General features: G+C 56.4%; 28 protein-coding genes. 9 read left to right on the top strand and 19 right to left on the bottom strand.

Annotated features, from left to right (window positions below):
- Positions 1-41: 41 nt before the first annotated feature.
- Positions 42-938 carry a LysR family transcriptional regulator gene (locus tag AC2IBB_RS02875; RefSeq protein WP_486331406.1) on the bottom strand — a complete coding sequence of 299 codons (897 nt, stop codon included), beginning with the start codon at positions 936-938 and terminating at the stop codon, positions 42-44.
- Positions 939-1,069: 131 nt separating this feature from the next.
- Between AC2IBB_RS02875 and AC2IBB_RS02870 the strand changes: the two genes are divergently transcribed.
- Positions 1,070-1,909, top strand: coding sequence for a pirin family protein (locus AC2IBB_RS02870; RefSeq protein WP_486331405.1), 840 nt, complete (start codon positions 1,070-1,072; stop codon positions 1,907-1,909).
- Positions 1,910-1,952: 43 nt separating this feature from the next.
- Here the strand turns inward: AC2IBB_RS02870 and AC2IBB_RS02865 are convergent, their stop codons facing one another.
- The 3 genes from AC2IBB_RS02865 to AC2IBB_RS02855 are packed head-to-tail and all read right to left on the bottom strand — an operon-like array spanning position 1,953 to position 4,364.
- Complete coding sequence (locus tag AC2IBB_RS02865) at positions 1,953-2,105, bottom strand: DUF5989 family protein (RefSeq protein ID WP_486331404.1); 153 nt, start codon at positions 2,103-2,105, stop codon at positions 1,953-1,955.
- Positions 2,105-2,527 (bottom strand): SxtJ family membrane protein, encoded by a 423-nt coding sequence (locus AC2IBB_RS02860; RefSeq protein ID WP_486331403.1) that lies wholly within the window; start codon positions 2,525-2,527, stop codon positions 2,105-2,107. The genes AC2IBB_RS02865 and AC2IBB_RS02860 overlap by 1 nt, the downstream gene beginning before the upstream one ends.
- Positions 2,520-4,364 carry a carbamoyltransferase family protein gene (locus AC2IBB_RS02855; RefSeq protein ID WP_486331402.1) on the bottom strand — a complete coding sequence of 615 codons (1,845 nt, stop codon included), beginning with the start codon at positions 4,362-4,364 and terminating at the stop codon, positions 2,520-2,522. The genes AC2IBB_RS02860 and AC2IBB_RS02855 overlap by 8 nt, the downstream gene beginning before the upstream one ends.
- A gap of 137 nt (positions 4,365-4,501) precedes the next feature.
- Here AC2IBB_RS02855 and efpL point away from each other — a divergent pair, with 137 nt between their 5' ends.
- The 3 genes from efpL (at position 4,502) to AC2IBB_RS02840 (ending at position 7,893) form a co-directional block, all read left to right on the top strand.
- Positions 4,502-5,071, top strand: coding sequence for an elongation factor P-like protein EfpL (gene efpL, locus AC2IBB_RS02850; RefSeq protein ID WP_486331401.1), 570 nt, complete (start codon positions 4,502-4,504; stop codon positions 5,069-5,071).
- A 142-nt stretch (positions 5,072-5,213) separates the two neighbouring features.
- Positions 5,214-6,347, top strand: coding sequence for an ABC transporter substrate-binding protein (locus AC2IBB_RS02845; protein WP_486331400.1), 1,134 nt, complete (start codon positions 5,214-5,216; stop codon positions 6,345-6,347).
- A gap of 28 nt (positions 6,348-6,375) precedes the next feature.
- Positions 6,376-7,893: a HAMP domain-containing sensor histidine kinase gene (locus AC2IBB_RS02840; protein WP_486331399.1), complete on the top strand. Its 1,518-nt coding sequence runs from the start codon at positions 6,376-6,378 to the stop codon at positions 7,891-7,893.
- 18 nt (positions 7,894-7,911) lie between these two features.
- Here the strand turns inward: AC2IBB_RS02840 and hspQ are convergent, their stop codons facing one another.
- From hspQ to AC2IBB_RS02800, 8 genes are all read right to left on the bottom strand, one after another.
- Positions 7,912-8,223, bottom strand: coding sequence for a heat shock protein HspQ (gene hspQ, locus AC2IBB_RS02835; RefSeq protein WP_486331398.1), 312 nt, complete (start codon positions 8,221-8,223; stop codon positions 7,912-7,914).
- 74 nt (positions 8,224-8,297) lie between these two features.
- A complete protein-coding gene (locus tag AC2IBB_RS02830; RefSeq protein ID WP_486331397.1) occupies positions 8,298-9,140 on the bottom strand; it encodes a helix-turn-helix domain-containing protein in 843 nt (280 codons plus the stop codon).
- A 38-nt stretch (positions 9,141-9,178) separates the two neighbouring features.
- On the bottom strand, positions 9,179-10,207 hold the full coding sequence (locus tag AC2IBB_RS02825) for an ABC transporter ATP-binding protein (RefSeq protein ID WP_486331396.1): 1,029 nt from the start codon (positions 10,205-10,207) through the stop codon (positions 9,179-9,181).
- Positions 10,208-10,280: 73 nt separating this feature from the next.
- Positions 10,281-11,903, bottom strand: coding sequence for an alpha-glucosidase (locus AC2IBB_RS02820; protein ID WP_486331395.1), 1,623 nt, complete (start codon positions 11,901-11,903; stop codon positions 10,281-10,283).
- 56 nt (positions 11,904-11,959) lie between these two features.
- Positions 11,960-12,805, bottom strand: coding sequence for a carbohydrate ABC transporter permease (locus tag AC2IBB_RS02815; protein ID WP_486331394.1), 846 nt, complete (start codon positions 12,803-12,805; stop codon positions 11,960-11,962).
- Between the two features lies 1 nt (position 12,806).
- On the bottom strand, positions 12,807-13,724 hold the full coding sequence (locus AC2IBB_RS02810; protein ID WP_486333918.1) for a carbohydrate ABC transporter permease: 918 nt from the start codon (positions 13,722-13,724) through the stop codon (positions 12,807-12,809).
- 59 nt (positions 13,725-13,783) lie between these two features.
- Positions 13,784-15,061, bottom strand: coding sequence for an ABC transporter substrate-binding protein (locus tag AC2IBB_RS02805; RefSeq protein ID WP_486333917.1), 1,278 nt, complete (start codon positions 15,059-15,061; stop codon positions 13,784-13,786).
- 116 nt (positions 15,062-15,177) lie between these two features.
- A complete protein-coding gene (locus AC2IBB_RS02800) occupies positions 15,178-15,585 on the bottom strand; it encodes a glyoxalase superfamily protein (protein ID WP_486331393.1) in 408 nt (135 codons plus the stop codon).
- Positions 15,586-15,913: 328 nt separating this feature from the next.
- Here AC2IBB_RS02800 and AC2IBB_RS02795 point away from each other — a divergent pair, with 328 nt between their 5' ends.
- On the top strand, positions 15,914-17,596 hold the full coding sequence (locus AC2IBB_RS02795) for an alpha-glucosidase (RefSeq protein WP_486331392.1): 1,683 nt from the start codon (positions 15,914-15,916) through the stop codon (positions 17,594-17,596).
- 18 nt (positions 17,597-17,614) lie between these two features.
- On the opposite strand, the gene AC2IBB_RS02790 is transcribed toward AC2IBB_RS02795, so the two are convergent.
- Complete coding sequence (locus AC2IBB_RS02790) at positions 17,615-18,190, bottom strand: DUF924 family protein (RefSeq protein ID WP_486331391.1); 576 nt, start codon at positions 18,188-18,190, stop codon at positions 17,615-17,617.
- Between the two features lie 124 nt (positions 18,191-18,314).
- Here AC2IBB_RS02790 and AC2IBB_RS02785 point away from each other — a divergent pair, with 124 nt between their 5' ends.
- The 3 genes from AC2IBB_RS02785 (at position 18,315) to AC2IBB_RS02775 (ending at position 21,778) form a co-directional block, all read left to right on the top strand.
- Positions 18,315-19,736 (top strand): DUF6880 family protein, encoded by a 1,422-nt coding sequence (locus AC2IBB_RS02785; protein ID WP_486331390.1) that lies wholly within the window; start codon positions 18,315-18,317, stop codon positions 19,734-19,736.
- A gap of 147 nt (positions 19,737-19,883) precedes the next feature.
- Complete coding sequence (locus AC2IBB_RS02780) at positions 19,884-20,336, top strand: hypothetical protein (protein ID WP_486331389.1); 453 nt, start codon at positions 19,884-19,886, stop codon at positions 20,334-20,336.
- Entirely contained in the window at positions 20,333-21,778 is a 1,446-nt protein-coding gene (locus tag AC2IBB_RS02775) for an LruC domain-containing protein (RefSeq protein WP_486331388.1), read from the top strand. The genes AC2IBB_RS02780 and AC2IBB_RS02775 overlap by 4 nt, the downstream gene beginning before the upstream one ends.
- On the opposite strand, the gene AC2IBB_RS02770 is transcribed toward AC2IBB_RS02775, so the two are convergent.
- The 6 genes from AC2IBB_RS02770 to AC2IBB_RS02745 all read right to left on the bottom strand — a co-directional run bounded on the left by AC2IBB_RS02770 (position 21,758) and on the right by AC2IBB_RS02745 (position 25,004).
- On the bottom strand, positions 21,758-22,327 hold the full coding sequence (locus AC2IBB_RS02770; protein ID WP_486331387.1) for a methyltransferase domain-containing protein: 570 nt from the start codon (positions 22,325-22,327) through the stop codon (positions 21,758-21,760). The genes AC2IBB_RS02775 and AC2IBB_RS02770 overlap by 21 nt on opposite strands.
- A gap of 3 nt (positions 22,328-22,330) precedes the next feature.
- Positions 22,331-22,747 carry a hypothetical protein gene (locus AC2IBB_RS02765; protein ID WP_486331386.1) on the bottom strand — a complete coding sequence of 139 codons (417 nt, stop codon included), beginning with the start codon at positions 22,745-22,747 and terminating at the stop codon, positions 22,331-22,333.
- Positions 22,740-23,477 carry a helix-turn-helix transcriptional regulator gene (locus AC2IBB_RS02760; RefSeq protein WP_486331385.1) on the bottom strand — a complete coding sequence of 246 codons (738 nt, stop codon included), beginning with the start codon at positions 23,475-23,477 and terminating at the stop codon, positions 22,740-22,742. The genes AC2IBB_RS02765 and AC2IBB_RS02760 overlap by 8 nt, the downstream gene beginning before the upstream one ends.
- 39 nt (positions 23,478-23,516) lie before the next feature.
- Positions 23,517-23,837, bottom strand: a complete 321-nt coding sequence (locus AC2IBB_RS02755) for a hypothetical protein (RefSeq protein ID WP_486331384.1) — start codon at positions 23,835-23,837, stop codon at positions 23,517-23,519.
- Between the two features lie 130 nt (positions 23,838-23,967).
- A complete protein-coding gene (locus tag AC2IBB_RS02750; protein ID WP_486331383.1) occupies positions 23,968-24,582 on the bottom strand; it encodes a LysE family translocator in 615 nt (204 codons plus the stop codon).
- A gap of 194 nt (positions 24,583-24,776) precedes the next feature.
- Complete coding sequence (locus AC2IBB_RS02745) at positions 24,777-25,004, bottom strand: DUF1127 domain-containing protein (protein WP_486331382.1); 228 nt, start codon at positions 25,002-25,004, stop codon at positions 24,777-24,779.
- Between the two features lie 199 nt (positions 25,005-25,203).
- Between AC2IBB_RS02745 and AC2IBB_RS02740 the strand changes: the two genes are divergently transcribed.
- Positions 25,204-26,631 (top strand): aminotransferase-like domain-containing protein, encoded by a 1,428-nt coding sequence (locus AC2IBB_RS02740; protein ID WP_486331381.1) that lies wholly within the window; start codon positions 25,204-25,206, stop codon positions 26,629-26,631.
- Positions 26,632-26,693: the final 62 nt, after the last annotated feature.

Below are 26,693 nucleotides of genomic sequence, written 5' to 3'. Positions count from 1 at the left end.
TTGATTGTTCTCGATTTACTCAGGGCGCTGCGCCCAGAGGGCTATTCAGGAAATCTGGTCCATTCACGTCCCCGTCGCAATAGCTGATTTCCCAGATAAAGCGTGGCGGGGCCTTGCCTGTCCATATCGCCATAGACCAGATACAGCGGGACGTCTCTATCGCCGCCTTCCTGCAGCGGCAGCGCCTTCAAAGCGCCGCTTTGAATATCCGCATCCACCCAGGACACCGGCAGCCAGGTGAAGCCAAGTCCGCGCTTCACCATATTCACCGAAGTGCTCATGTGCGTCACCGTCCAGCGCTGTTCAGCGCCCAGCCACCCGGAATTGCGGCGCACGCTGCCGGAATCGCGAATGACAATCTGCCGATGCCGGGCCAGATCGTCTTTATTCAAAGTGCGATTGAGCTGGTGTAGCGGATGCTCAGGATTAGCGACGGGGGTGAACGGAATGTTAGTGATCAGATCGCCGATAAATCCCTGGGGCACAAAAGGTGTAACGACCAGATCGCAGACGCCCTGCTTGAGCAGGTCTTCAGCGCCTGACAGCACGGTTTCGATAATTTCGATGCGAGTATTGGGGTATTGCTCAGAAAATTCCGCCAAAGCGCAGTACAAAGCTTCCTGGGGGTAGATAATCTCCACCGCGATCTGGATGTGCGCCTCAATGCCCTGCGCCAGCCCGGAAGCCACAGACTCTAGCTGTTCCGCCTGCTGCAACAGGTTTTCCGAACGCCTCAACAGTAATTTACCCGCCTCGGTCAGGGTCGCCTTGCGTCCCTGCACCTGCAGAATCTGCACGCCCAGCATTTCCTCCAGCTTGTGCACAGCGTGATGCACCGTAGACTGGCTTTTGTGCACCATCTCCGCCGCCTGGGCGAAACCGCCGTGAGTCACCACTGCATGCAACATGCGCCATTGTTCCAGCGTTGATTTAGGCATGAATTCTAATTTATCGAAATTTAGACACGAATAATTGCAATTTATTTTCGAATTTTACGATGCATAATGCAACAATGAGAAGACTGCTTGCAGGATATGCAAATCATGCAATGGAGTGGGAGGACACCACCATGGCTGTACGAGAACTCAAGCGCATCATCAACGCCAGCCCGGCGACCGACGGCGCGGGAGTCAGGATTTCCCGGATCGCAGGATTTTCCGCTACCGATCTGGAACCTTTCTTAATGATCGACGAAATCCGTTCGGACGAACGGGACGACTTTATCGCCGGATTTCCCGAACATCCCCACCGTGGCCTGGAAACCCTCACCTACATGAAAGAAGGTGGATTCGAACACCGCGACCATATGGGCAACCAGGGCGCGATCAAAAGCGGCGGCGCGCAGTGGATGTCCGCTGGCAAAGGCGTCATTCACTCGGAAATGCCGATTCCGGAAGCCGCGCGCATGCATGGTTTTCAGATCTGGATCAATCTGCCACGCACCCAGAAAATGAAACCGCCGGAGTGGCGCGACGCGCAGCCGGAAGAGCTGCCTTCCATCATTTTGAGCTGCGGAGAGATTAGAGTCATCGCCGGTTCCTGGCGCATTCAGGATAATTTCAGCACCTCGCCATTAAATCGTTTAGCGCAATCCGCCGGGCTGCTCGACATTTCCCTGTTGCCCAACGGTAAACTGGATTTGCCCCTGGAGCCGGATCAGCAGGCGGCGATTTATGTTTACAACGGCCGCGTCCACGCAGGCTCTGCGTTACAGCCAGGCCAACTCGGCATTCTGGGCGAAGGCGACCGACTGCAACTGAGTACGGACAAAGGCGGAGCCGACTTTCTACTGCTCGCAGGAGAAGCCCTACATGAACCGGTGGCGCATTATGGACCTTTCGTCATGAACACCCACGACGAAATCCTCGCCGCAGTGAAGGACTATCAGGAAGGAAAGTTGACCGCTTAAAAAAACGGCCTTCCATGAGGCCGTTTTTCTGTGAGCGACGCCATTAAAACAGCGTATAAATGAACGGAGCCACCGCAGAGCCCTGAGTAAAGACAATCAGGCCGCCTAGCATCACCAGCGTCAGCACCAGCGGAAACAGCCACACTTTTTTCCTCTGCCGCATAAACGCCCAAAGATCTTTGATAAACTCCCACATTAGAAAGGTTGCTCCATGGACTCAGGGGTAATAGGTTCGTTACGTAAAGTTCGATACGTGGTCGCCTGCGAATCAACGCTTTTCTGCAGTTGCAACTTATGCGTAAGCCGCAGCGCCCAGCCCAGCGGCGCCACCAGTAAAACGAAGATAGCGCCCAGAATGATAGCGCCGTTTATCTTGCCCAGCCTTAACGCGAAACGCATCCATAGAACGTAAGGCTGACGTAGCAGTCCGGGCTTGATAAGCGCCAGCCCAGCGAATACGCCGGCAACCGGGTAAGGCCATATTGGCGGGCTCAATGCAAACACCCAGGGTAAAAATAACCCAAACACCAGTATCAGGAAGGCGGCCATCATGAAGCCGAACTTTCTCAGCTCTCCTTCCGGCGCGGAAGCGAAGTTTTGATGCAATGATTCAGTCAAGTTCAAACTCCCGTGACCAGTCTTTATTAACCAACGACTCTGGTTGCTCAGTCTTGCGCAGCACGCATCGTCCCAATACCAGAACATCCATCTCCGTGGCCATAAAACATCGAAATGCATCGTCCGGCGAACATACCGGCGGCTCGCCCCGCACGTTAAAGGAGGTATTGATCAGCACCGGATGACCGCTAAGCTTCGCAAATTCTTTTATTAGACGATGGAACTCAGGATTAGTTTCCTGATGCACCGTCTGCACCCTCGCCGAATAATCAACATGGGTGATGGCGGGCAAATCTGAGCGAATCTGCCGCAGACGTTCCAGCCCCTCAAGGCCCGGCTCGGCGGATTTACGCCACTGTTCCTGAACATCCGCCACCAGCAGCATATAGGGGCTGGGTTTGTCCAAGTCGAAATAATCGCTGCAATGCTCCGCCGCCACCGCCGGCGCAAAGGGGCGGAAGGATTCACGGAACTTGATCTTGAGGTTCATTTTGGTCTGCATGGCCGAATCCATCGGATTTCCCAAAATGGAGCGCGCGCCCAGAGCGCGGGGCCCGAATTCCATGCGTCCCTGAAACCAGCCCACTACCTGACCATCGGCCAGGTCAGCGGCAACGCCTGCGTACAGGGCTTCATCCTCCAGCACGGTAAACGACGCGCCGGCCTCAGTTAAATATCCCTGGATGTTTTCATCGCTGTATTGCGGACCTAAATAGGCGCCCTGCATAGCGTCCAGTTGTTCGGGTGGGAGCGGACGCTCCCGCGGCTCGCCCTGATAATGGTGCCAGGCCAACAAGGCCGCGCCGAGAGACCCACCGGCGTCGCCAGACGCTGGCTGAATCCAGATATCGTCAAAGGGGCCTTCCCGTAACAGTCGACCATTGGCTACACAGTTGAGGGCGACTCCCCCGGCCAGACATAAATGGCGCTGCCCCGTTTCCTCGGCGATCGTACGTCCGAGGCGCAGTACGATTTCCTCCGTCACCGCCTGCACCGAGCGCGCCAGATCCATGTACGCCTGCGTCAATGGCGCTTCCGGCTCGCGACGGGGCAAACCGAACAGCTCAGCAAATCGCTGGTTGGTCATACGCAGACCTGTCATGAAGTCAAAATAGCGTAAATGCAGACGAAAGGTGCCGTCTGGTTTAACGTCGATCAGGTGTTGCATGATTACATCGACATATCTGGGCTCGCCATAAGGGGCCAGCCCCATCAGCTTGTACTCGCCGGCATTGACCTTGAAGCCGCAAAAATAAGTGAAAGCGGAATACAGCAAACCTAGTGAGTGTGGGAACTCGATATCCCATAAAGGCCGCAGTGCGGCGCCCTCGCCCACCCACACGGAGCTGGTCGCCCATTCGCCTACGCCGTCCAGACACAGGACAGCGGCGTTCTCAAACGGACTGGGATAAAAAGCGGAAGCCGCATGAGACTGATGGTGCTCCGCAAACAGCAACCGCGGAAGCGTAGCTTTGGCGTCGCGCAACAATCCCCGCAACGCCTTCTTCAACTCACTTTTCAGAAACAGCTTATCCTTAAGCCAGACCGGCATCGCCGTGGCGAATGAGCGAAATCCTCTCGGCGCGTACGCCAGATAGGTTTCCAGCAGCCGTTCGAATTTCAACAGCGGCTTATCGTAGAAAACCACGGTGTCCACGTCATCCAGGACAACACCGCCTGCGTTAAGGACGTACTCAATGGCGTGGCGGGGAAAACCCGCATCATGTTTCTTACGGGTGAAGCGCTCTTCCTGGGCGGCGGCGAGAATCTCGCCATCCCTAACTAAGGTCGCGGCAGCGTCATGGTAATAAGCGGAAATGCCTAAAATCGTGGTCATTGAAGGGAAAGCCAATCCGTTATGCGTAGTAGGAGGTATGACTTGCCGGGAAAAGGCCGTCGTCGCTATCGCTATAGTTTTCTTAAGACTACTGATGCCATAAAATGCGCGCAACCATTTTTTCCGGAGACACCCCTATGCCGCGGGCCAGCGAAATTAAAAAAGGCGAAGTCGTTGATTTAAACGGGCAGCTGCTGATTGTTAAAGACATCGAAGTGCACAGCCCCAGCGCCAGAGGCGCCGCCACCCTGTACAAAATGCGCTTCAGCAATGTGCGCACCGGTCTCAAATATGAAGAAAGCTTCAAAGGCGACGACATGCTGAGCACCACTCAGCTGGAGCGACGTCAGGTCGCTTTCTCCTATATCGACGGCGACGACTATGTTTTCATGGACAATGAAGACTTCTCCCAATACATGCTGAAAAAGAATGACATCGAAGACCAGCTGCTGTTCCTGACCGAAGAAACCCAGGGACTGCAAGTGCTGATGGTGGATGGTCAGGTTCTTGCGCTGGAACTGCCGCAAACAGTGGAAATGGAAGTGATCGAAACCACTCCCGCCATGAAAGCGGCCTCCGCCAGCGCCCGCACCAAGCCCGCCAAATTCGTCACCGGTCTGACGATTCAGGTTCCTGAATATCTGGAGCAAGGCGAACGCGTAAAAATACACACGGCGGAAAAACGTTTTATGGGTCGCGCGGACTAAATTTCGCCCCCTTTGATCGTCGTTGCAGCGGCGCGCCGTCGTCGCTGCGCTCCCCCTGGAGCCCTTCTCCACGCTGAAAGCGCATACCCGGATTTACGGCTACACTGAGTGAATGAATTCTAACTTGGTCCGGCCGGAAACGATGCTATTTAAGTTGTCCTGCAAAGGCGTGCTTTGGCTGCTCTTTTGGCTGTTGGCGTCGCCATTGGCCCACGCCGCCCCAGCGCCATCCATACCGCCGGCGATGCATGTGGTGTTTTTCAACCCACAGAACAGCGACGATACATTCTGGTCCGAAGTGATCCGTTTCGCCCGGGCCGCCGCGGAAGACCTGAATATCCGCCTGGATGTATTCAGCGCCAATCACGACCGGTTGCTCATGCGTCAGCAGATCAAACACATTTTGGCCAGCGATCCGCCAGACTTCATCATGTACAAGAATTTCAAGGGCAACGCCCCAGAGCTATTGGCCCTGGCGGAAGAAGCCAAAGTACGCTCCTTCATCTTTAACTCCGGCCTCAACGTAGAGCAGGAGCGGCGTTACGGACACCCCCGGGAGCGATTCAAACAATGGGTAGGGCAAATGCTGCCCAACGATGAAAACGCGGGTTACGCGCTCGCCAACATGTTGTTCGCTTCCGCTTCCTCCCGCGAGTTATTGCGCGGCGGACAGGTGCTGCCCATTCTGGCCATTGGCGGCACGCCCACGGACAACGCCGCCATCGAACGGGAAATGGGACTACATCGCGCACTCTCAGAGCGTCCGGAGGTGGAATTGCAACAGCTGGTGTCCGCTCGCTGGGATGAAGATCTGGCGTACAAGCAGGTCGTCGGCCTGTTGAAGCGCTATCCCCGCACCCGCGTGGTCTGGGCCGCCAACGACTCTATCGCGGTCGGCGCCCTGCGGGGCGCGCAAAGCCTCGGCTATAAACCCGGCGAGAATCTCCTGATCGCCGGCATTGATTGGAGTCCATCGGCGCTGGAGTACATCAAGGATGGCAAACTGATCGGCTCTTTCGGCGGGCATTTCATGCAGGGCGCATGGAGTCTGGTGTTGATGTACGACTACCATCACGGCCAGGATTTCGCGGATGACCTCGGCGCGTCCATCCATTCCAACATGGGTTTGCTCACCCCGGAAAATGTCGACAGATATCTGCAATTCATAGTCGGAGTCAATTGGAGTGAAATTGACTTCACCCGGTTTTCGAAAGTGTTGAACCCTCAGCTCAGGCAGTACGACTTCTCACTGGACCGGCTGCTCCAGCCGCACTGAACTTACTTTGGCGAGACGCGACGACATAATGCTTCCAGATCAGTCCATCAACGATGAAGCCCCCAAGGAGCGGACACAAAAACGTCAACCACACAGCGCCTACCTGCGCCGCCGGTTGATGACGCTGACCTCTATCATCATTGTTTCCATGTTCGCGCTGGAGGCGACGGTGACGGCCTGGTACGACTACCGGGCGCAGCTCGCCAACCTGGAGAAAGAAGCCTACCTGCTGGCGGACGCCCAACGATCCGTGCTGGCCGCCGCAGTGTGGAACTTTGACTTCGACATCATCAACAACGCCGTCAATAATTTGTTCTCCATGCCGGAGATCATGCAGGTGGCGATTCGCTATCCTGACGGCGAAGTCATCGCCTCCGCCGGCAAATTGTCCGAAGGCGCTGCGCAAATGCGCATTACTCGTCCGCTGTTATGGAATCAGGGCGGGGAAAAAGAGATCGGCACGCTTAATGTGGTTATCGACATCAGTCAGGTGGAAAGCTCCATGCTGGTCAAGCTAACGGAGCGCTCCGTCACTCTCAGCGCCACGCTGATTATCTGCCTCGTCGCTATTTATCTCGCTTGCCGCTGGATGACCCAGCCGCTGGAGGAGTTGACCGCCGCCATCACCCGGCTGGCGAACGGCGATCTGGAGCAACGCATTCCTCATACCCAGCGCAACGATGAAATTGGAAATGTGGCCCGGGCGCTGGTCAAGTTTTCGGAAAACAGCCGGCTGCTATACGACCTGCAAAATTCCCTCACGTTTAATGTGGCGGAGAAGACCCGGCAATTAAAACAAGTGCGGGAAGACTCCGCTCACGACAACACCGTGCGCGCCCGACTGCTCGCCATGGTGTCGCAGGAAATTCGATCTCCCATGACCGCAATCCAGGGCGCAGTGATGTTGTGCAAAAACGGTCTCACCGGCGAAATACAGGAAAAGACCCTGCACATGCTGCACGTCGCCGAACGCAACTGCGAACGCATGCAGAAATTGATTGAGGTGCTGTTCGATATCTATCAGATTCAAAACCACTCACTGGAGTTGAATTTAAAGCCGATTAATCTGCTGAAATTGACGCGGACGCAAACGGAAATCTGGCGCAACAAAGCCTATCAGACCAGCAAAAACCTGCACTTCGAAAGTGGCGTGGCGGAAGCCTGGGTGCGCGGCGATGAAAAACGTCTGCAGCAGGTCATCGACATTCTGCTCAGCAACGCCGTCAGGCATTCCGGCAAAGGCGGCGAAATCAGCGTACACCTGCGCCGGGAGGGGGCTCTGATCAGTCTGTCTGTCAGTGACAATGGCCCGGGCATTCCCAAGAAAATCCGTCCCTATCTGTTTGAGGGTCTGGCCCGCAGCGACAACTCCAGCAGTGACTCTCTGGGTTCCGGCTTCAGCTTGACGCTGGCGAAAGGTTTGGTGGAGCTGCAAGGCGGGCAGATCTATTTTGAATCCATCGCCAAGGAAGTTTCCAGCAACGCCACTCTTCCCACCGGCGCCACCTTTTATCTGGAGCTGCCCTATATGCCGGCGCCGGATTAGATTCTGTCTGGGCGTCGGCTAATGCATGGAGTGGCGAGGAAAGTAGCGCTTGCCGTCGTAACGGTCAAAATAAGCGCCCAGCAAGGGATGATCAATCTGAGTCGTGTCCAGACTCGTCCTTAGGTTGCGTTCCGCCACATAGGTCATATGGTCGCTTTCATGCACTAACACGTGATACCAGGGTTGATCTTTTGGCGGACGCGACTTGGCCACGCTCTCATACCACGCATCGGTATGGTTGAACGTCGGGTCCACCCCGATCACCACGCCACGATAACCAAATAAACTATGTTCAACCAACTGGCCGACAAAAAAGTGTGCTTGCGCCATATCCCCTCCTGCCCCTAATTATAGTCAGGCTTGGCGGGATGCGCTGACGCTGTTCAGCGCATCATGCGCATGCGCTATACCCGGCGCGACTTACGATAATCGCAGGGCGACTGGCCGAAGCTGCGGGAAAACACCTCATAAAAACGGGTGATGGAGGAAAACCCGCTTTCGAAAGCGACCTGACTGGCGCGCATGGGCGTCGTCGTCAACAACCGCGCTGCGTGGTTCACCCGAAGCTGGGTCAGGTATTCGAGAATGGTCATGTCGAGCACCTGTTTGAACAGCCCCATGGCGAAATTTTTATGCAGACGGACATGAGCGGCCACGTCCGTGACGGAGATAGCCTCGCAGTAACGCTCGTTCATGTACTCCACCATCTTGTGCACATGGCGACACGATCCCGCAGGCTCGCCCGCCAGTTTGGCGCGACGGACATCCGGGCCGCAGGCGTCCTTGAACAGGCGGCGCAACAGCAACGCTATCTCGTCCCAGACCAGATCCTTCAAGTAGTCATCCTGGCATGCCAGTTCCTCCGCCCAACGCGCCACTGTATCCGCTTCCAGCGCTTTGGCGGCGTCCGCCACGCAGATCTCGCCATGCAGCAGTTTCTGTTTCACCCGGTGCGGGATGCAAAGCTCCGCCAGAAAGGATAAGGGCAACCATAAGCGCAATCCCCAGGCTTCGGCATTACTGTGCAGCTGCTTGGCGCCGTGCAGAGAGGAAAAGCACACCAGGCTGAATGGCTCCAGCACCAGACGCCGGCGCTCATCCCATAACACCGCGCCGCCTGCGCAACAGATGGCGACTTCAAAATGAGCGGCGTCCGCCAGACTGGGAGAGTCCGCCAACGCGCCGAAGTAGTGGTGCGGCGAGCCGCCCCTGGGAGCGGCGGTCGCTGATACATTTGCTGTTTTCATGAGGTGACGATTGTTGTTGTTTTAGTCTCTGCTGAACGTCAGGCGGACCGGCGCAACGCAGCGTCCACCGGCTTGCCCTGGGCGTCAAACAGATGAATATGTTGCAAGGGCGCATGCAAATACAGCTCGCAACCTGGCTCCAGCTCCATTTCGCCCACGATGCGCGCCGTCATTTCGCCAACGCCTGCGACGTCGACATACACGTAGGTATCGCTGCCCAGATGCTCCGCCATACGCAGTACGCCTTTCCAATCCCCCGCCTCGCCTTGAACACGCACCTGCAGATGCTCCGGCCGTATGCCCAGCGTAACGCCGCCAAGGTCTTCCGCCGCCTTGCCCTTGAGCATATTCATGCGAGGCGAGCCAATAAAAGTGGCCACAAACTCGGACGCAGGCTGGTTGTAAAGCTCCAGCGGCGTGCCTACCTGCTCTATGCGTCCCTGGTTCATCACCACGATTTTGTCCGCCAGAGTCATGGCCTCAACTTGGTCATGTGTGACGTAAATCATGGTGGAGCCGAGGCGCTCATGCAGCTTGGCGATCTCCAGGCGGGTCTGCACGCGCAAGGAGGCGTCCAGGTTGGACAACGGCTCATCGAACAGAAATACCTTAGGCTCTCGCACAATAGCGCGTCCGATGGCCACCCGCTGACGCTGACCGCCGGATAACGCCGCCGGCTTGCGCTTGAGCAAGGCGCTTAACTGCAGGGTTTGCGCCACCGACTCGACCTTACTGCGAATTTCATCCTGCCCAGCGCCGTCGAGCTTCAATCCGAACGCCATGTTTTCATACACCGTCATGTGCGGGTACAGCGCGTAGGACTGGAACACCATGCCCACCCCGCGCTTGGCCGGCGCTACGTCATTCACCAGTGCGCCGCCGATATAGAGTTCGCCGGAAGAGATGTCCTCCAGGCCAGCGATGGTGCGCAACAATGTGGACTTGCCGCAGCCGGAAGGGCCGACAAACACGACAAATTCGCCGTCTGCGATTTGCAAATTGACGTCGTGCAGCACATGGGTCTGCTGAAAAACTTTATTGACGTTGCGTAATCTAAGCTCAGCCATAACATCTCGTCTCTTGTATTTGTTGTGCCGAAAGGCGCGTCCACGCGCCTTGTGTTTCAGCTATTTGTCTCAGCTATTTCAGCTCGCCGAAAAACGCCTGATACGGCGGCAATACGATATCTTCACCTTCCAGCACGCCGCTGTATCCGTGCCCGCTCATCGCCGTCACATTGGCCATACGACAGGGAATGCGAATAGTTTCCGCGGTCATGTTCAAGGCGACGACGATACACTGGTCTTCATCGCTGCGTTCAAACAGCAAGCCGCCTTCCGGCGCGTCCAGCATGCGAATCGCGCCGGCCTTCAGTGCGGACTGCTGCTTGCGCCAGTGAATAAAGCCGCGATAGAAGTTGAGTACGGAGTTCGGGTCTTTTTCCTGTACGTCCGGGGCTAACCCCAAGTGCTCCTCAGATACCGGCAGCCAGGGATCGATGGAAGAAAAGCCGCCGTAGGGCTTGTCGCTTTCCCACACCATCGGCGTGCGGCAGCCGTCACGGCCTTTATATTCCGGCCAGAACGGCAGGGCGTAGGGGTCCTGCAGGCGCTCATAGGGAACATCCGCCTCCGGCAGTCCCAACTCTTCGCCTTGATAAATGCAGGCGCTACCGCGCAGAGACAGCAGCAGACCCAGCAGCAGCTTGGCGAAAGGCGCGCGATCACGGCCGTTGGCCCAGCGCGTGGCGCAACGCACTACGTCGTGGTTGGACAGCGCCCAACAGGCCCAGCCGTCGCCAATCTGATTCTCCAGACGCTCCACCACTTCACGGATATAGGTGGGCTCATGGAACACATTCAGCAGATCGAAGGTGTACGCCATGTGCAACTTGTCGCTGCCGGCGGTGTAGTCCGCCATGATTTTCAGCGGCTCATCGGCGCCGATCTCGCCGACCGTGGTGATGCCTTCATACTGATCCAGCAACTCACGCAGACGCTTGAGGAAGCCAATGTTGTCCGGGCGGCTGATATCATAGACATGCAACTGCAGGGAGTATGGATTCTGCTCAGGCGCGCCCAGTGTTTTCTTGGCGTCTTTCGGCAGTGGCGGGTTGTCGCGCAGCTGCTTGTCGTGGAAGTAATAGTTGACGGTGTCCAGACGGAACCCGTCTACGCCCAGATCCAGCCAGAAGCGCACTTCCTCCAGCATCTGATCCTGTACTTGAGGATTATGATAGTTAAGGTCCGGCTGGCTGCTCAGGAAGTTATGCATATAGTACTGGCGACGCTTGGCGCACCATGCCCAGGCGGAGCCGCCGAACATGGCCAGCCAGTTGTTGGGCGGCGTGCCGTCCGGCTTGGGGTCGGCCCAAACGTACCAGTCCGCTTTGGGATTGGTGCGGTCCTGCGAGCTTTCCTGGAACCAGAGATGCTGATCCGAGGTGTGGCTCATCACCAGGTCGATCATGACTTTCATGCCCAAAGCATGAGACTTTTCAACCAAACGCTTGAAATCGTCCAGGTCGCCAAAAATAGGGTCGACGCTACGGTAGTCAGAAACGTCATAGCCAAAATCTTTCATCGGCGACGTAAAAAATGGGGACAACCAGATCGCGTCCACCCCCAGACCGGCGATGTAATCCAGCTTGCTGACGATGCCCGGCAAATCACCGATGCCGTCCTGATTGGAATCCAGATAGCTACGCGGATAAATCTGATAAATGGTGCAGCCGCGCCACCAATCCCGCTCAACCTTCGACATGAGAGAAACTCCTAAAACAATCTATAACTGCAGGCCCCGCATACGGCGGCGCCCGTTTAACCTTTGACTGCGCCAGCGGTAAGGCCGGACACAATGCGACGTTGAAACACCAATACCAGCGCCACCAGCGGCACGGTCACGATGACCGATGCGGCCATGATCACGCCCCAGGGCAGCTCATGCTGGCTGCTGCCGCTGATCAGCGCGACAGCCACCGGCACCGTGCGCTGCGCGTCAGTGAGCGTGAATGTCAGAGCGAATAAAAATTCATTCCAGGCGGCGATGAACGCCAGCAGTCCGGTCGTGACCAGCGCCGGCCACATCATCGGCAGGAACACCCGGAAAATAATGGTCAGGTTGGAGGCGCCGTCCAGAATCGCCGCTTCCTCCACTTCCTTCGGCATCTGCTTCATGAAAGTGGTAAGCACCCATACCGTGAACGGCAGCGTGAAGATCAGATACGCCAGCACCAGACCCAGCAGGTTGTTGTACAGGCCCAGGCCACGAATGACTTCGAACAGGCCGGACAGCACCGCCACCTGCGGGAACATGGATACTGACAAAATCGCTATCAGCATCAGTCCGCGGCCGCGAAAGTCGATTCGCGCCAGGGCGAAGGCGGCGGTCAGGCCCAGCATGAGCGACACCAGAACCACTGCGCTGGACACCATCACCGAGTTGAGGATGTTCTCTCCAAAAGCCGTGCCCTTGAATACGGAAAGATAGTTCGCCCAATCAACGGAAGTGGGCCAGTAGTCCACCACGAACAATTCACTGCCGGATTTAAATGACGTCAGAATCGCGTAATAAAACGGGAACACGGAAAACACCACGATGGCCGCCACCAGCAGGTAAAAAGCGGCTTTACGCAGCAACTGTTTTGCATCGACAGTCTGGTTCATGTCAGTCCCCCACGCGCATGTGCTTGCGCCCCAGATACAGATAGGCCAACGTCAGCAATGCGATCACCAGGAACAACGCCGTCGAGGCGGCGGAGCCGTATCCCACATCCTGGAAGTCCACCAGTTGCTGGCGGGCGAAAACGGACATGGACATGGTGTCTTCACTGTTGGAAGTCAGCACATAAATCAAATCGAAGATACGCAGCGCGTCCAGGGCTCTGAACACCACCGCCACCAGCACGGCGGGCATGATCAGCGGCAGCGTCACTCTGAAGAAAACCCTTACCGGATGAATGCCATCCACTTTCGCCGCTTCATAACAATCCTTGGGCAGCATCTGCAGCGCGGCGAGCATCAACAGCGCCATGAAAGGCGTGGTTTTCCAGACATCGACCATGATCACCGCCACCATCGACAGGTCCGCATCCGCAGTCCAGGCCAGCGGCGCCGAGATCAGGCCGACTCCCATCAGCATGTCGTTGAGAATCCCGAACTGGTCGTGCAGCATCCAGCTCCACATCTTCGCTGAAACGATGGTGGGAATCGCCCAGGGAATCAGCACCGCCGCACGCACCAGACCCCGTCCCGCAAAGTTCACGTTCAAAGCCAGCGCCACGATCATGCCCAGCACCAGTTCCACTGACACGGAGATCAGTGTGAACGTTAAGGTGTTCCACACAGACTTCCACCATACGGCGTCGGCCAGGAGGCCGTACCACTCGCCATCTTCCTTGTATAGATAGTTCCCCCAGCCGATAAACTCGGCTGCGTTAAGATCCGCCAGACTGGCGTCAGTAAAACTGAACCAGACCGTGCGTAATAGCGGCCAGCCGGCGACCAGCAGCAGCGTACAGATCATCGGGGCCAGGAACAGCCAGGCGCTGCGGGCGCGCTGACGTTGTCGGGACGACTGGGACATCTTGTCGCTTACCTCAGGCCGGGGAGGCGCTGCGGATGCAGCGCCGGATTGAGAGAGTTTCATTTCCATTTTCCGTTACGGGCGAATCGACGCAGTTGGCCTTCCAACTGAGCCAGACTGGCTTCGGCTTTTTCCTTGCCGGATAAAACGCTGTGCACAGCGTTGAAGAAGGCGGTGCTGACCTGGTTGTATTTACTCTTGGTCACACTGGAGGGACGCGGCACGCCGCTGACGAAGGTTTCGTACAGGCTGCCGAAGAAGGGCGTCGCCGCCAATACTTCCTTATCCTTGTACAGGGCGTTGATGGTGGGGTTGTAAGACGCCTTGATGGCGCGGCGCTTCTGCTCCTCATAGCTGGTCAGATACATGACCAGATCCGCGGACAGTTTCGGGTTCTTGGCGTATTTGGACACCGCCAGCTGCCAACCGCCCAGGGTGGCGCTATGGCGACCGTCTTCCCCGCCCTTCGGTAAGGCGACGACGCCCACTTTACCTTTGATGGCGCTGTCTTCCGCCTGAGAAAGCGACCAGGCGTATGGCCAGTTACGCATGAACACTGCGTTGCCGGACTGGAACACGCCGCGGGACTCTTCTTCCGCGTAGTTGGTCACGCCCTGCGGACTGATGGTCCCGACCCACCCTGCGGCGGTATTGAGCGCCTTGGCGGCCTGTGGATTATTAATGGTGATCTTGCCTTTCTCATCCACCACTGCGCCGCCGTTGAAGCTCGCAACCCACTCCGTCGCATTACAGGTCAGCCCCTCATAAGCGCGGCCTTGCCAGACGAAGCCCCACATTTTGTCATTGCCGGCTTTACGCTCGCCGTCCTGCACCAGTTTCGCTGAGGTTTCCAACTGCGCCCAGGTTTCCGGGGGCTGCTGGCTGTATTTCTCCAGCAGGTCTTTGCGGTAATACAACACGCCAGCGTCAGTGAACCAGGGCATGGCCACCAGTTTGCCGTCGACGGTATTGTTGTTGACGATGGATTCGAAGTGATCTTTTTCAGCGCCGTTGCTGAAAGCCTTGAGGTCAACGAAATGCTGCCCAAGCATCCCTGGCCACACCACATCGATCTGGAAAATATCGATATCCTGGCTGCCCGCGGCCAGTAGCTGCTGATACAGCGCCAGACGTTCGGAGGAGGAGTTGGGAGTGGACACCACCTTCACCTCATTGCCGGTTTTCTCCGCCCAGGCCTTGACGCCTTCCTTACACAACTCCAATTCCGCGCCAACAGCGCCGCAGGAGATAGTCAGCGTTTCCGCATGCGCTTGCAGACTGAAAGCAGCGGACAGAAATACACCCGTACCAATAGCGTTAATTATGGTTTTTTTCATCATGGATTCCTCCGAGTTATTGTTATATGGAGCACATTACGTGAGTTACGAGAATGAAAATAAAGATACACCGTATGCGGGGCGACCGTGAGGACGCCGCCTGCGTCAAACTCTCGTCAGATCAAAGACCAGACGCTGGGAGAGACGACTACGGAATGGACTGAACCCTCGCGACGCCCCACATGGCCGGCGACGCCGGAGCCAATGCTGCGTCGTGCGATGCGCCAACTGTATGGCACCGCATGAGCGAAAGATTCTGCGAACAGGGAAATGTGCTTTCCGAAAGGATTTACGACTACGCTGGCGCGATTCGTTGTCTGAGGTTTCTGCGGCTGCGGACGCGCTGAGGAGAGATCTTTGGCGCGGTTTAGGACATCAAACCAGGAACGGAATCCATGTTCCACAGCAACAAGATCCAACGCCTGGGCGTGGGAGATTCCTTGGCTGCGTTTGATTTTCTTGGCGTCACGCTTGAAATTCTTCAGCGTGCTTTCTGATACGTGTCTGCAGGTCGCATGATTCATAGCAATGTCTCGCTACAACGGCAATGACGCGGCCCACTCACATCTTGTCTCATGAGTCACTAAACCTATAACACTGATAGATTTGTAGATAATGTCGTACTCGACTTTGCCTGTGTGGGCGGCAGGCGTATATCAACACCTGTGAGGATCGAAGTTAACAAAAAGTTTTCTGCAACACAAGCGCCGGCTTTTACATAGCCCAAATTTCCACGCCGCTGGGTCACGTGGACAAGCCTCTGTCGCGCACGTACACTGGGCGCTATGGGCGTCAGACAGATAATCCGAACAGCAAAATTCGGCGCCAGGAATCCGGCAACGCGAGCGCTTTATGAAATCACCCGATCCGCAACTCCCGGGACAGCGGAACAACCAGCGGCCACAAAGGCGGCGACCTGAAGACGCACAGGATGACTGGTGGAAATACGGCGTTATTTACCAGGTCAACGTGCGCAGCTTTTTCGACGCCAATAATGATGGCGTCGGCGATATCAAAGGCCTGGCCGCAAAACTGGACTATTTCGTTGAGCTGGGCGTCGCCGCCATTGCGCTGACGCCGGTGTTTACTTCACCGATGAGCGACTTCGGCTTCGATGTCAGCGATTACTACAGCCTCGATCCCGCTTTCGGCGATCTGGACGATTTCGATGCGCTGATCCGCGAAGCGGATAAACGCGGCCTCAAAGTATTGCTCGACATCGTCATCAGCCATACTTCCGTGCAGCATCCCTGGTTCCTGGCCAGCAAACAGGATCGCAACAACCCAAAAGCAGATTGGTACGTATGGGCGGACGCGCAGTCGGACGGCACGGTTCCCAACAACTGGCAAACCACTTTCGGTCACCCGGCCTGGTCATGGAGTTCCACCCGCGGCCAGTACTATCTGCACAACGCCACCAGCCGGCAGGCGGACCTCAACTTTCATAACAGCGAAGTCATCGCCGAAGTGCTCAATGTTCTGCAGTTCTGGCTGGAGCGCGGCGTCGCCGGTTTCCGTCTGGATTGCCCGAACCTGTACACCCATGACAAAAAGCTGCGCAATAATCCGGCGCGACGCAATATGGCGGCGATACCCGAAGAAGCGCTGATCAATCCGTTCGAATATCAGTTGCAGATCTATAACCAGAATCGCCCCGAAACCCTGCCGACGCTGGCCCGCATCCGCCGCCTGTGTGATCGCTATGAAGCCGCCCTGCTGGGCAGCGTCACCAGCAGCGCCACCTTTGAAATGCTGAACATTTACAGCGGCTCGCAGGAAGGCCTGCAGATGGCCAATATTTACGAAGCCTTGCCCAGCGTCTGCAACCTGCCCGGTCTGGTCGACGTTGTGCGGGCCTTCGAGGAGAACTGTGACCAAGTCTGGCCCTATTGGATGCTGAACAACCATGACGTCGCCCGGCTGGTGTCCCGCTGGGAAGGCGACCATGATGCGCCCCGTCTGGCCGCTATTGTGTTGGCGTTGCACTTATCGTTGAGGGGAACGCCCGTCCTGTTTCAAGGCGACGAGCTGGGTCTGGAGGAAGCCTATATTCCTTTCGATAATCTGTGCGACCCTTACGGCAAACTATCCTGGCCGCAGTATATGGGGCGAGACGGCTGCCGCACGCCGCTACCCTGGGACGAGGGTCTGCCTCACGCTGGCTTCTCCACCCATAAGCCCTGGCTGCCCATCGATCCGCGTCACTTATCTCACGCGATAAACATGCAGCAAAAAGACCCTGAGTCCGTATTGCGTCGCGTGCGGCAATTCATAGGCTGGCGCGGAGAGCAGCCGGAGATACTATTGGGGGCCATGTCGATCATTCACGCAGACGCGTCAGTGTTGCTGTTGCTGCGCAAACACAAAGGGGGACGGTTACTCGCCGCGTTTAATGTGTCCTATGAGCCGGCGGACATAGAGCTTAACCTGCCGCAACCGCCTGAGGCGTTAAGCGGACACGGTTTCGCCGGCGAATTACGGGACAATCGGATATATTTGCCGCCCTATGAAGCTTTCTTTGGCCGTTTGCCCTGAACAAAGCGCGCGCCCGGCTTAGAACCCTGAGCCTGGCTCCTTTAAAAACGCCTGCTCTTCCAGCGTGGATTCGCGCCCAAGAATCGCATTGCGATGAGGATAGCGGCCAAAGCGTTTGATAATCGCCAAGTGTCTGTGCTCAAAGTCCAGGTTGTTCTCCAGTCCGGGTTGGCTGAACAAGCGCACAGCCTCTTCATGAACCATAGCGGATTCGCTATGCATGTACGGCATGTACAGAAAACTCTTCTCCTCTTGCCGCAGTTCCCTGTCCGCTCCCGCTCGCACCGCTTCCTGAGCCAACGCCAGCGCCATGCTGTCCGCTGCAAAGGATTCAGCCTGATCGCGATAGATATTACGGGAAAACTGGTCCAATACGATTACTTCCGCCAGACGGCCGCGAGGCTCGTCGCGCCAGTACGCCAGCTCACCAGACCTTGCCGCCTGTAACAAGGCGCTGAAGCGCTCCGCGATACGGCGATCCAGCTCGTCGCTTTTGCGGAACCAGTCCGCGGGGCTCAATTCTTCAAACCAGAATCGCAGCACGTCATCGGCGGTCAGCGACGGCGCATTTTGCAAACCTGACTCTTTCGTCATGTCCATCCCTCTTTAGTTTGTCTAAAATTAATAACATAAGGCAGTTTACACACTGACCGTCAACGCCACTAATCGGACGCCTGTGACGCTACTCGTCAGAGGGTCCTGCAAGCAAAGGTGCCTCATGTCCTCCGACTCCCAGGATCTTAACAACTCACGCGACCTTCAGCGCCGACTCAAAAAGCTGAGTAAAAGCGAGTTGACTCAATTATTACTGGAGTTGCACGGTAGACATGAAGAAGTAGACGCCTTCATTGATCTATTCCTACTGAGGCGCTCTCCCTCCGCCCTGGCCGCCAATCTGAGCGAACGCATCCAGGCGATCGGACAAAGCAGGCAGTTTATCCGCTATGGCGAAACCTTCAGCTATGCGGCGCAATTACAACAGTTGCTGCAGGATATCGACGCGAGCCTGGTGGATGAGTATCCATTGCAAGGCTGCGACATTCTGGCGGAGTTCATTATTACCCACGAAAAAGTATTCGTACGCAGCGACGATTCCGCTGGCGCCATCAGCGACGTGTATCGCGAGGCGGTCGCCATGATGGCCAGGGCGATCACGGCGGCGCGGCGGAGTCAGCGCTTCCCCGAAGGTTACTGGTTGAGTCGCTTCGCGGAATGGCGCGATAAAGACGCCGGCAATCTATTGCTTGGATTACTGGCGTCGGACAAAGCCTGCTTTACTGACAGCGAACTCAATCAGTTAGCGTGGCGTTATGAACGACAGTTGCGTCAGGCGATAAAGAAGGGGTTGTCGCCCCAGGATGCATACTTTCGCGAAGCGCTGGCCGGACTGCAGGGTACGGCGCAGGCCCTGAACGACCCTGACCTGTACGCCCAGGCAGTGAAGCTGGCCTACCCTGAACTTAGCGACTTTCTGAAAATCGAGCTGGCGGAAAACTATCTGAAGGCGTCAGAGCCGGATAAAGCGCTGGCCTGCCTGGATGCGCCGGAAGCCGACAGCCCTGACCTACTGAAAATACGCCTGCAGGCTTATGAACAGCTTGGCGACCGCACCAGTAAACGCAACGCCCTGCAACGCCTGTTCAATCTGGAGCCGACTCCAGAACATTTGCAGGCGCTGCTGCATCTGGCGCCGCGAGAGGAGCGTGAGGAAATTATTGACGACGCCATTCAAAGCGCGGAGCAGGCCGGCGATGGCGCACTGGCGGCCAGTTTGCTGCTGGAGCTGCAGCAACCGCAGAAAGCGCTGGCGATACTGCAACAACAGGGCGAAGTGTTACAGCAGTATTATCATGGCGACCTGTTGGCGCTGGCTGAGCGTTTTAAAGAGCGCCATATCGGCCTGGGCGCTATTCTTTGCTATCGCGCGCTGCTGGAAGACATTCTCAATCGCAGCTACGCCAAGGCTTACGCCTATGCCGCCGACTATATGAAAGAACTGGCGGAGCTGGACGTCGCTGGACCGGACTATCAAAGTTCGCCAGACCATAGCGCTTTTCTTGTCGAATTACGCCGTAAACACCCGAAAAAGGCTGGCTTCTGGAGCCGGGTGGACGGTTCAGTGTTGTTACGCAGCGTGTGATTGCAACTTGCAAACAATGTTTCTCGATGTGATTTGCAAGTTGCGCACTCCTATTCTCTGGTAGCTACAGTTCACTGTTTTTAAAAGAGTTATATTCTGGCTTGAGTTTTGCCCATTAGCAGGAAAGCGTTAATGGAGCATATTGTTATGATTCAAGTCCAAAATACAGTGCTTACTTTTGCGGTCGCAATCTCATGCTGTCTATTACAGGCATGCGGCGGCGGTGGCTCAGGCGGCGCGTCTTCCAGCGGAAGCGTCACGGTGACGGAACCACAAACGGACGTGGAAACGTCCGACTCAGACACTCTCACACTGTCCAGCACAGTTAACGCCGCCGCAACCTCACTGAGCGCTTATGCGATCAAGCAGGCGATTATCCCGATACCGGATGCGCTTGTTGTTGAGTCCCGCCTTTTCCTCAAAGTTTACGACAGCCCTGACGCCCCCGTTTTTCTGGGCGAAATCGTTCCGGTACAGAATGGTTTGAACTACGAATACAGCCTTGAACTCAGCCTGCTTCAAAGTCAGGACCGGATTAACTACGACCTCTTTGGCGTGACTGGAGACGCAGCATCCGTCACAGGAGAAATTGAGCTATGAGAAACACTACCCTGACTTTGCTTAGCGCTTCTCTGATCGTCTTCTGTACAACGACCTTTGCGGCCCCGGTTTCTAAACGCCTTAATGATGTCATCAAGTCGCAGGGATCAGGCAATATCAACGTTATGGACATAGCGGGGAGCGAGCCAGACCTGAGCAGCAGCGAGCTTGAAGCATTTCGCCAGGACAACGACGGACGCCTGGTCTTCGCCGTTGACGTCAATGAGGCCGCAAACGGTACGGAAAAAGCCTCATCACAAGGGATCGCGATAGAAAGTCTTGAGCTGGTGGTTGAGCTGCCAGACGGTGCGCAGGTTTTTACTGAGTTCTGGACACAGAGCCAGAGCATGATCGCCCCTAAAGGCGAGCCGGAACGCCAATTGCGCTACACCATGCTCGGCGATACCGGCTCCAGCCGCATCACGCCTAATTCAGACAGCGACATATACGGGTCAGACTTCGATTCAACCATTTATGTGCCGGTCGATATTAACTTGACCAGCGCCACCGCAGTCACGCTCAACATCCGCCTTACGGATACGCAGACGCAACTGGGGGACCCTGAGGCCTTCTACGACTATTCAAATGGCTATGAAGACATCGCTATCCTCACCGCCGAAGACGCTGCATATCTGGACCAACTGCAGGCAGGCTGGCTAGAAGCGCCGCTAGTGATCAGACCGGGCGATTCCGACCTGACGATAGTCAGCGTGCAGTATTTTCCCAGCGCCGATAACTACTATATCGCCGCCTTTGAGGACTCTTATCCGAACCGGGGCGATTACGATTTCAATGACTTGGTGGTCGCCTACCGCGTCAACGCAGCTTTCAATAAATACGGCAAGGCGGTGCAAATATTTGGAGAAGGCTTTCTGGTGGCCAAAGGCGCGGAGTACGACCTGGATTGGGGGCTGTCTTTTAATCTGGGGGCCATTAGCGGAACCGCCTCAACTCAGGTGTTATCGCCCGAAACGGGCGCATCGATAGCCGAAGAGAGCCAGGAGAGAATCGTCACCGGCCAGACCGACCTGCCTTTGTTCACGAGGCTAAAGAGCTTATGGAGCCCTGTCGCAGGCGCGCGGTTCGTCAATACCGAACCCGCCTACCCCATCATACAGGGGCCGGGTTTCACGTTCTCAATTGCGCTGGACACCCCCCTGGACGCTTTTTCTCCCAGCGCGTTCCGCCCCTATCTTTACGTACGCCCGAATTTCCAGACCGTCTATTCCGGTATGGACTTCGTCAACGACCAGGGATATCCATTCGGTTTGATTCTGCCCGACTCCTGGTCGCCGCCTACCGAGCATACGGATATGGGACTGGCCTACACCGACCTCATTGATTATATCAACTCCGAGGGCGCAACCGATCAGGACTGGCACGCCAACAAAAATCCCGTGCGAGTGATGTCCATCCCGCGCTCAAGCTGGCAATGGCGGTAGATCTGAAACACCGAGACGGGGCTTTTGTCCGACCCATCGAGAAATCGCCTGAGGTTTCTCGGGGTCCACCCCTTCGAAGTAGTGCACTTCATCCCAGGCGGCGAATTCCCGTCGCAATTCGCCGGGCTGCAACAGGAAGTCAGGATTGGAGGGACGGCCGTACTGCGGCTGTTCCCAGTTAAAGGTTTCATAGAAAAGATAGCCGCCAGGGGCCAAGGACCGCCTTAACAGGGGAAACAACGGGCGATGCAGGTAACGGAACACCAGGATTGCAGAAAAACTATCGTCATCCAGATTAGGCAGGTGCGTCTCCAGATCGATACACCAGATGCGTCCAGGCAGCCCCTCTTGCGACAACACCTCGGCGATAGCGTCCAACGCCTCCGCGTCACGGTCGGCGAAGACCACATCCCGCCCCCGACGCGCCAGCCACAGCCCATTGCGGCCATGGCCGCAGGCCAGATCAAGCACCGGCGCCACAGGCGCGTCGAGAAACGCGTCTTGCCATCTGACCAGTAAAGGCGACGGTTCTTCATCATGACAATACATCTGTCATCCTTTCATATCCGAGAGTGAACGCATCACGCGCCGATGTAATAAAGAATAGTATCTAATCGAGCCGGGAGCATGAGAAATTACCACGGAGGCGATGATGATAACGGTCAGCAGCCAGCGATCCGCAGAGGGATACACGCCCAGCATAGAGAATAGAACAAACTTGGAGAGAATCACCGCGCCGCGGACCTGCACCAGCCATAGCCAGTTGGAGAGCAAATCGAGCAGCAGCATCGCCAGGCCGCTGGCCAGGGCGAACATCCAGAAGCCGCGCCATTCTTCCTGCCCATGGCCAAACCAGATGCCGCCGCACACGCCGGCGACGCTGAGAATATGCAGCGTGCGCAGCGCTATCTTCAACCAGCGTTTGCCGGGAAAGTCGCCGATTACGCCAGAAGAAGGGGCGTCACTCATTGGAATTGGGCTGGTCTGTTCTGGAATGTTCCTGAAAGTATTCGTTATACAGCGAGGTTACATGATCCAGATAATGATCTAAACATTTGTCTTTTTGGGTCTCGAAGGTCTCCTGGGCGGCCCTGAGCTCCAACAAACGATCCAGCCGGAACTCACGATATTCGGCGCGCAGGCGACACCAGGCGACCAGGGTCCAGGTGCGGCCCCAGAAGAACATGCCTAACGGCTCCAGCCAGCGCTCGCTCTCAACGCCATCGACTCGTTTGTAGCGGACCCAGATCAACGTTTTCTGTCGAATCGCAGCGCGTAACTCCTCGCCAAACTGGGCGGTTTTGCCGTCTACAAAAAATTGGGGGGAATATATCTGCGTCTGTTCGCCCATGCGCTTTAAATGGGAGGGGAGTTCCGCCAGAATCTTCTGCAAGGCGTGGGTGGCGGCCCGGCCCATGGCGCGGTCGCTCCAGGCCTGCACCATACGCATGCCCAGCAGCAGAGCTTCCAGTTCGTCTTCTTGAAAGTTGAGCGGCGGCAAGGTGAAGCCCCTCATCAACCGATACCCCACGCCAGCTTCGCTTTCAATCGGCACGCCGGACACCATCAGCGCCTGAATATCACGATAGATAGTGCGCTCCGACACCTCTAACTGCTCCGCGATAATTTTTGCGGTGGTGGCCCCGCGCCGGCTGCGCAGAATAGTCACAATTTGAAAAAGACGATCAGCTCTGCGCATCCGGGAAAGGATTCCTCACGACATGGGAGTATTCGGCTCTCAGGCGGACATTGAACAACCTGAATCGCTCGCTACCTGTAGATGCCGCATTGTAACGGAAGTCGGATCAATATAGCTCATAAAGCCGCGCGTCAGTTCTGACGTCATGAACAGCTCCCCCGCTTGCTTCGCGGCGTCCATATCCTGCCAATATACAATATCCGTCCAGCTGTTTTCCTGAGGGTTTTCACACAGGCTGCGATAGAGAAACCCATCGCGCTTTCTAACAAACGCGTTGACGCCTTCGCTGGCCTCGGCGAAGGCGCCTTTGTCCGCATGGGGTAATAGTTTGAAGGTTACAAGCTCTACGATCTGGCTCATGCTCAGTCTCCTTGATTGAAGTGATATTAAGAACTCGGAGACAGCATAAAAAAGAGCTCCTGACAGCATTCTGTCAGGAGAAATGGGGGTTGAGGATAAAAAACCTGCGCAACGGGACCGTCGCGTCAAGTCAGACCGGAACGTCGCTGAGGTTGGAAGCGATCATCGGCAAAATGGAGGCTACCAGGAGAAACGACATAGTCAGGTTAAACACGCGCTGATGTCGGGGTTGAGTCATCACTTTTTGCAATATCGCGCCACACAGCATCCATACGCCGACACAGGGGAAGCTGACGGAGAGAAACGCCAGGGCGATAACCGCCACCTGCGCACTCATGTCGCCACTGACAGTTGTGAACGCCGCTACCGCCCCAATGGCCATGATCCAGGCTTTAGGGTTCACCCACTGAAACACCGCCGCCTGCCAGAAGGTCATGGGTTTAACCTCTTTCTTCGCATTGATGGAGGTGTCCGTCGAAGCGATCTTCCAGGCCAGATACAGCATGTAGGTTACGCCTACCACTTTAACGACCACATGCAGCGCCGGCGCTTGCACAAAAAGAGCGCCCAGCCCCAGTCCGACTGCCGCCACCATAGAAGGAAATCCCAGACAAATGCCAAGAAAATGCGGCAAGGTGCGGCGCACGCCGAAGTTAACGCCTGAAGCCATCACCATGATGTTATTCGGCCCGGGGGTGACAGTGGTGGAAACAGCAAACAGCAGTACGGCGAAAAATAATTCCATGATGACGACTCCCCGCCGAAGCGGAACAACTGCAACAACCGGCGCGCGAACTCAGACATCCTGGAGCGCTTGGAGATTTGCAAAGACTAAAGGGTTAAAAGAGCCTCCGGATGAGGTATCCGGAGGCAAAAATACGAGGGTAAACTCGTATGGGAAGACAAAAAAATGCTAAACGATCTCGCCTCAGAGCGGCCTTAGTCGCGCCAGAAGGGTTTTCTGGCTTCCGCTTCCGCGGCTTCGCGGGTCAGGCCGATATCATCCAGCATGCTGTCCGACATCAACGACAACTGATGCCGGGTATCGATATTGCGGCGCCACTTGCCAATCAGACCTTTCAAACTGTGAGTTGTGGCTTCATGCGCGCCATGACTGTCGGAAGGCGCCGCATTCCGACCGAATTTTCCAAAATGTGCTACGGCCATGCTTCATCTCCTCTGCTCGGACGCGATCCGGACAAATCTGTACCGCTGGTCGCGCCTTAATTTTCGCCACCAATCTAGGATGCATACTTTATCGCCCTTTTTTGAGCCGTTACAGATTCAAAAACCAAACATGTTGACCATAACAGATTTCCTAATTAACCTTCTGTTATGGTGTTAACCGGCTAAATCTGTACTGCTTATGGAAATGAATCTTTATGCGCGTCTGGCCGACCAGTTGGCGGATCAGATTCGCGAAGGCGTGTTCCGCGTCGGCGACAAACTCCCTTCCGTACGCCAAATGGCGAAGAAACAACAAGTCAGCATCTCCACCGTCAACACCGCCTACGGTGTTCTGGAGGACCGCGGCTGGATTGAGGCGCGCCCCAAGTCCGGTTATTACGTACGCAAACGTAAAGAGGACCGGCTCGCCACCCCGACGCAAACTCGCCACACGCCCAAGCCCCGCCCCGCCAACACCTCACAGTTGGTAATGGAGGTGCAGCGCGACGCCGCCGCCCGCAAAGGGGTAAGCATGAGCGCGGCGATTCCGGCGCTGGATTTTCCTATTCTCAAGCAAGTTCAGCGCACCTTCGCACAGATGGCGCGCAGTAAGACGTTTCTGGGCATTGGCTATGACTCGCCAGAGGGCGTGCGCGAGTTTCGTCATCAGATCGCCCGCCGCGCCGTGGATTCAGGGGTTTTTATCTCCCCAGAGTGCATCATCACCACTGCCGGATGCCAGAACGCCATGGCGTTATGCCTGCGGGTGCTGACCCAACCCGGCGATATTGTTGCGGTGGAGTCCCCCTGCTATTACGGTCTGCTGCAGATGATCGAGACCTTCGGCCTCAAGGCGCTGGAGATTCCCGCTCATCCGCAGACCGGCCTGAGCCTGGAAGCGTTGCAACTGGCGCTGGAGAAATGGCCGATCAAAGTTGTGCTGACCGTCGCCACCTTCTCCAACCCCATCGGCTCACTGATGCCCGACGAGCGCAAAGCAGAGCTGGTGAAAATTCTCGGTCGCTATGACATCCCGCTGATTGAGGACGATGTCTACGGCGATCTGTACTTCGGCGACCACCGCCCCAAGGCCGTCAAAGCCTTTGACCCGGACGGGCGAGTACTGCTGTGTTCCTCGCTATCGAAAACCATCGATCCCCAGTTACGTCTCGGCTGGGTGATGCCGGGCCGTTATTTCGAAGCAGTCAGTCATCGCAAATTCATCAACAGCATCGCCCTGCCGACCTTGCCGCAGATGGTGATGGCGGAAGTGCTTTCCCAAGGCATGTACGACCGTCACCTGCGTCAGGCGCGGGAGTGCTATCGGCAGCGGTTCGCGCGGCTGCTGGATCTGGTCAACGAACACTTTCCCGAAGGCACCCGCATCTCCCGTCCCCAGGGAGGACTGGTGGCCTGGTTCGAACTGCCGCGCAAGATCGACACCACGCAACTGTATCACCGCGCCCATGCGGAAGGCGTTATGCTGGCGCCCGGCGAACTGTTCTCTATATCGGGCCAGTATCGCCACTGCTTCCGCCTCAATTACGCCCAGGGCTGGTCGCCGGAGCGTGAACTGGCGGTGCGTAAAATCGGTCAGTGGGTGAAAGAAGAACTGCAATCGTCCTGATACGCCCCCTGCGCAAGTCTCAGAGACGGGAGCGTTCACAGGATTTATACTGGACGCTCTCA

The organism is Hahella sp. NS-SX17 (assembly GCF_057367735.1).
Note: the sequence above shows the minus strand (reverse complement) of the source record. Positions and strands in the feature narration are given on the sequence as shown.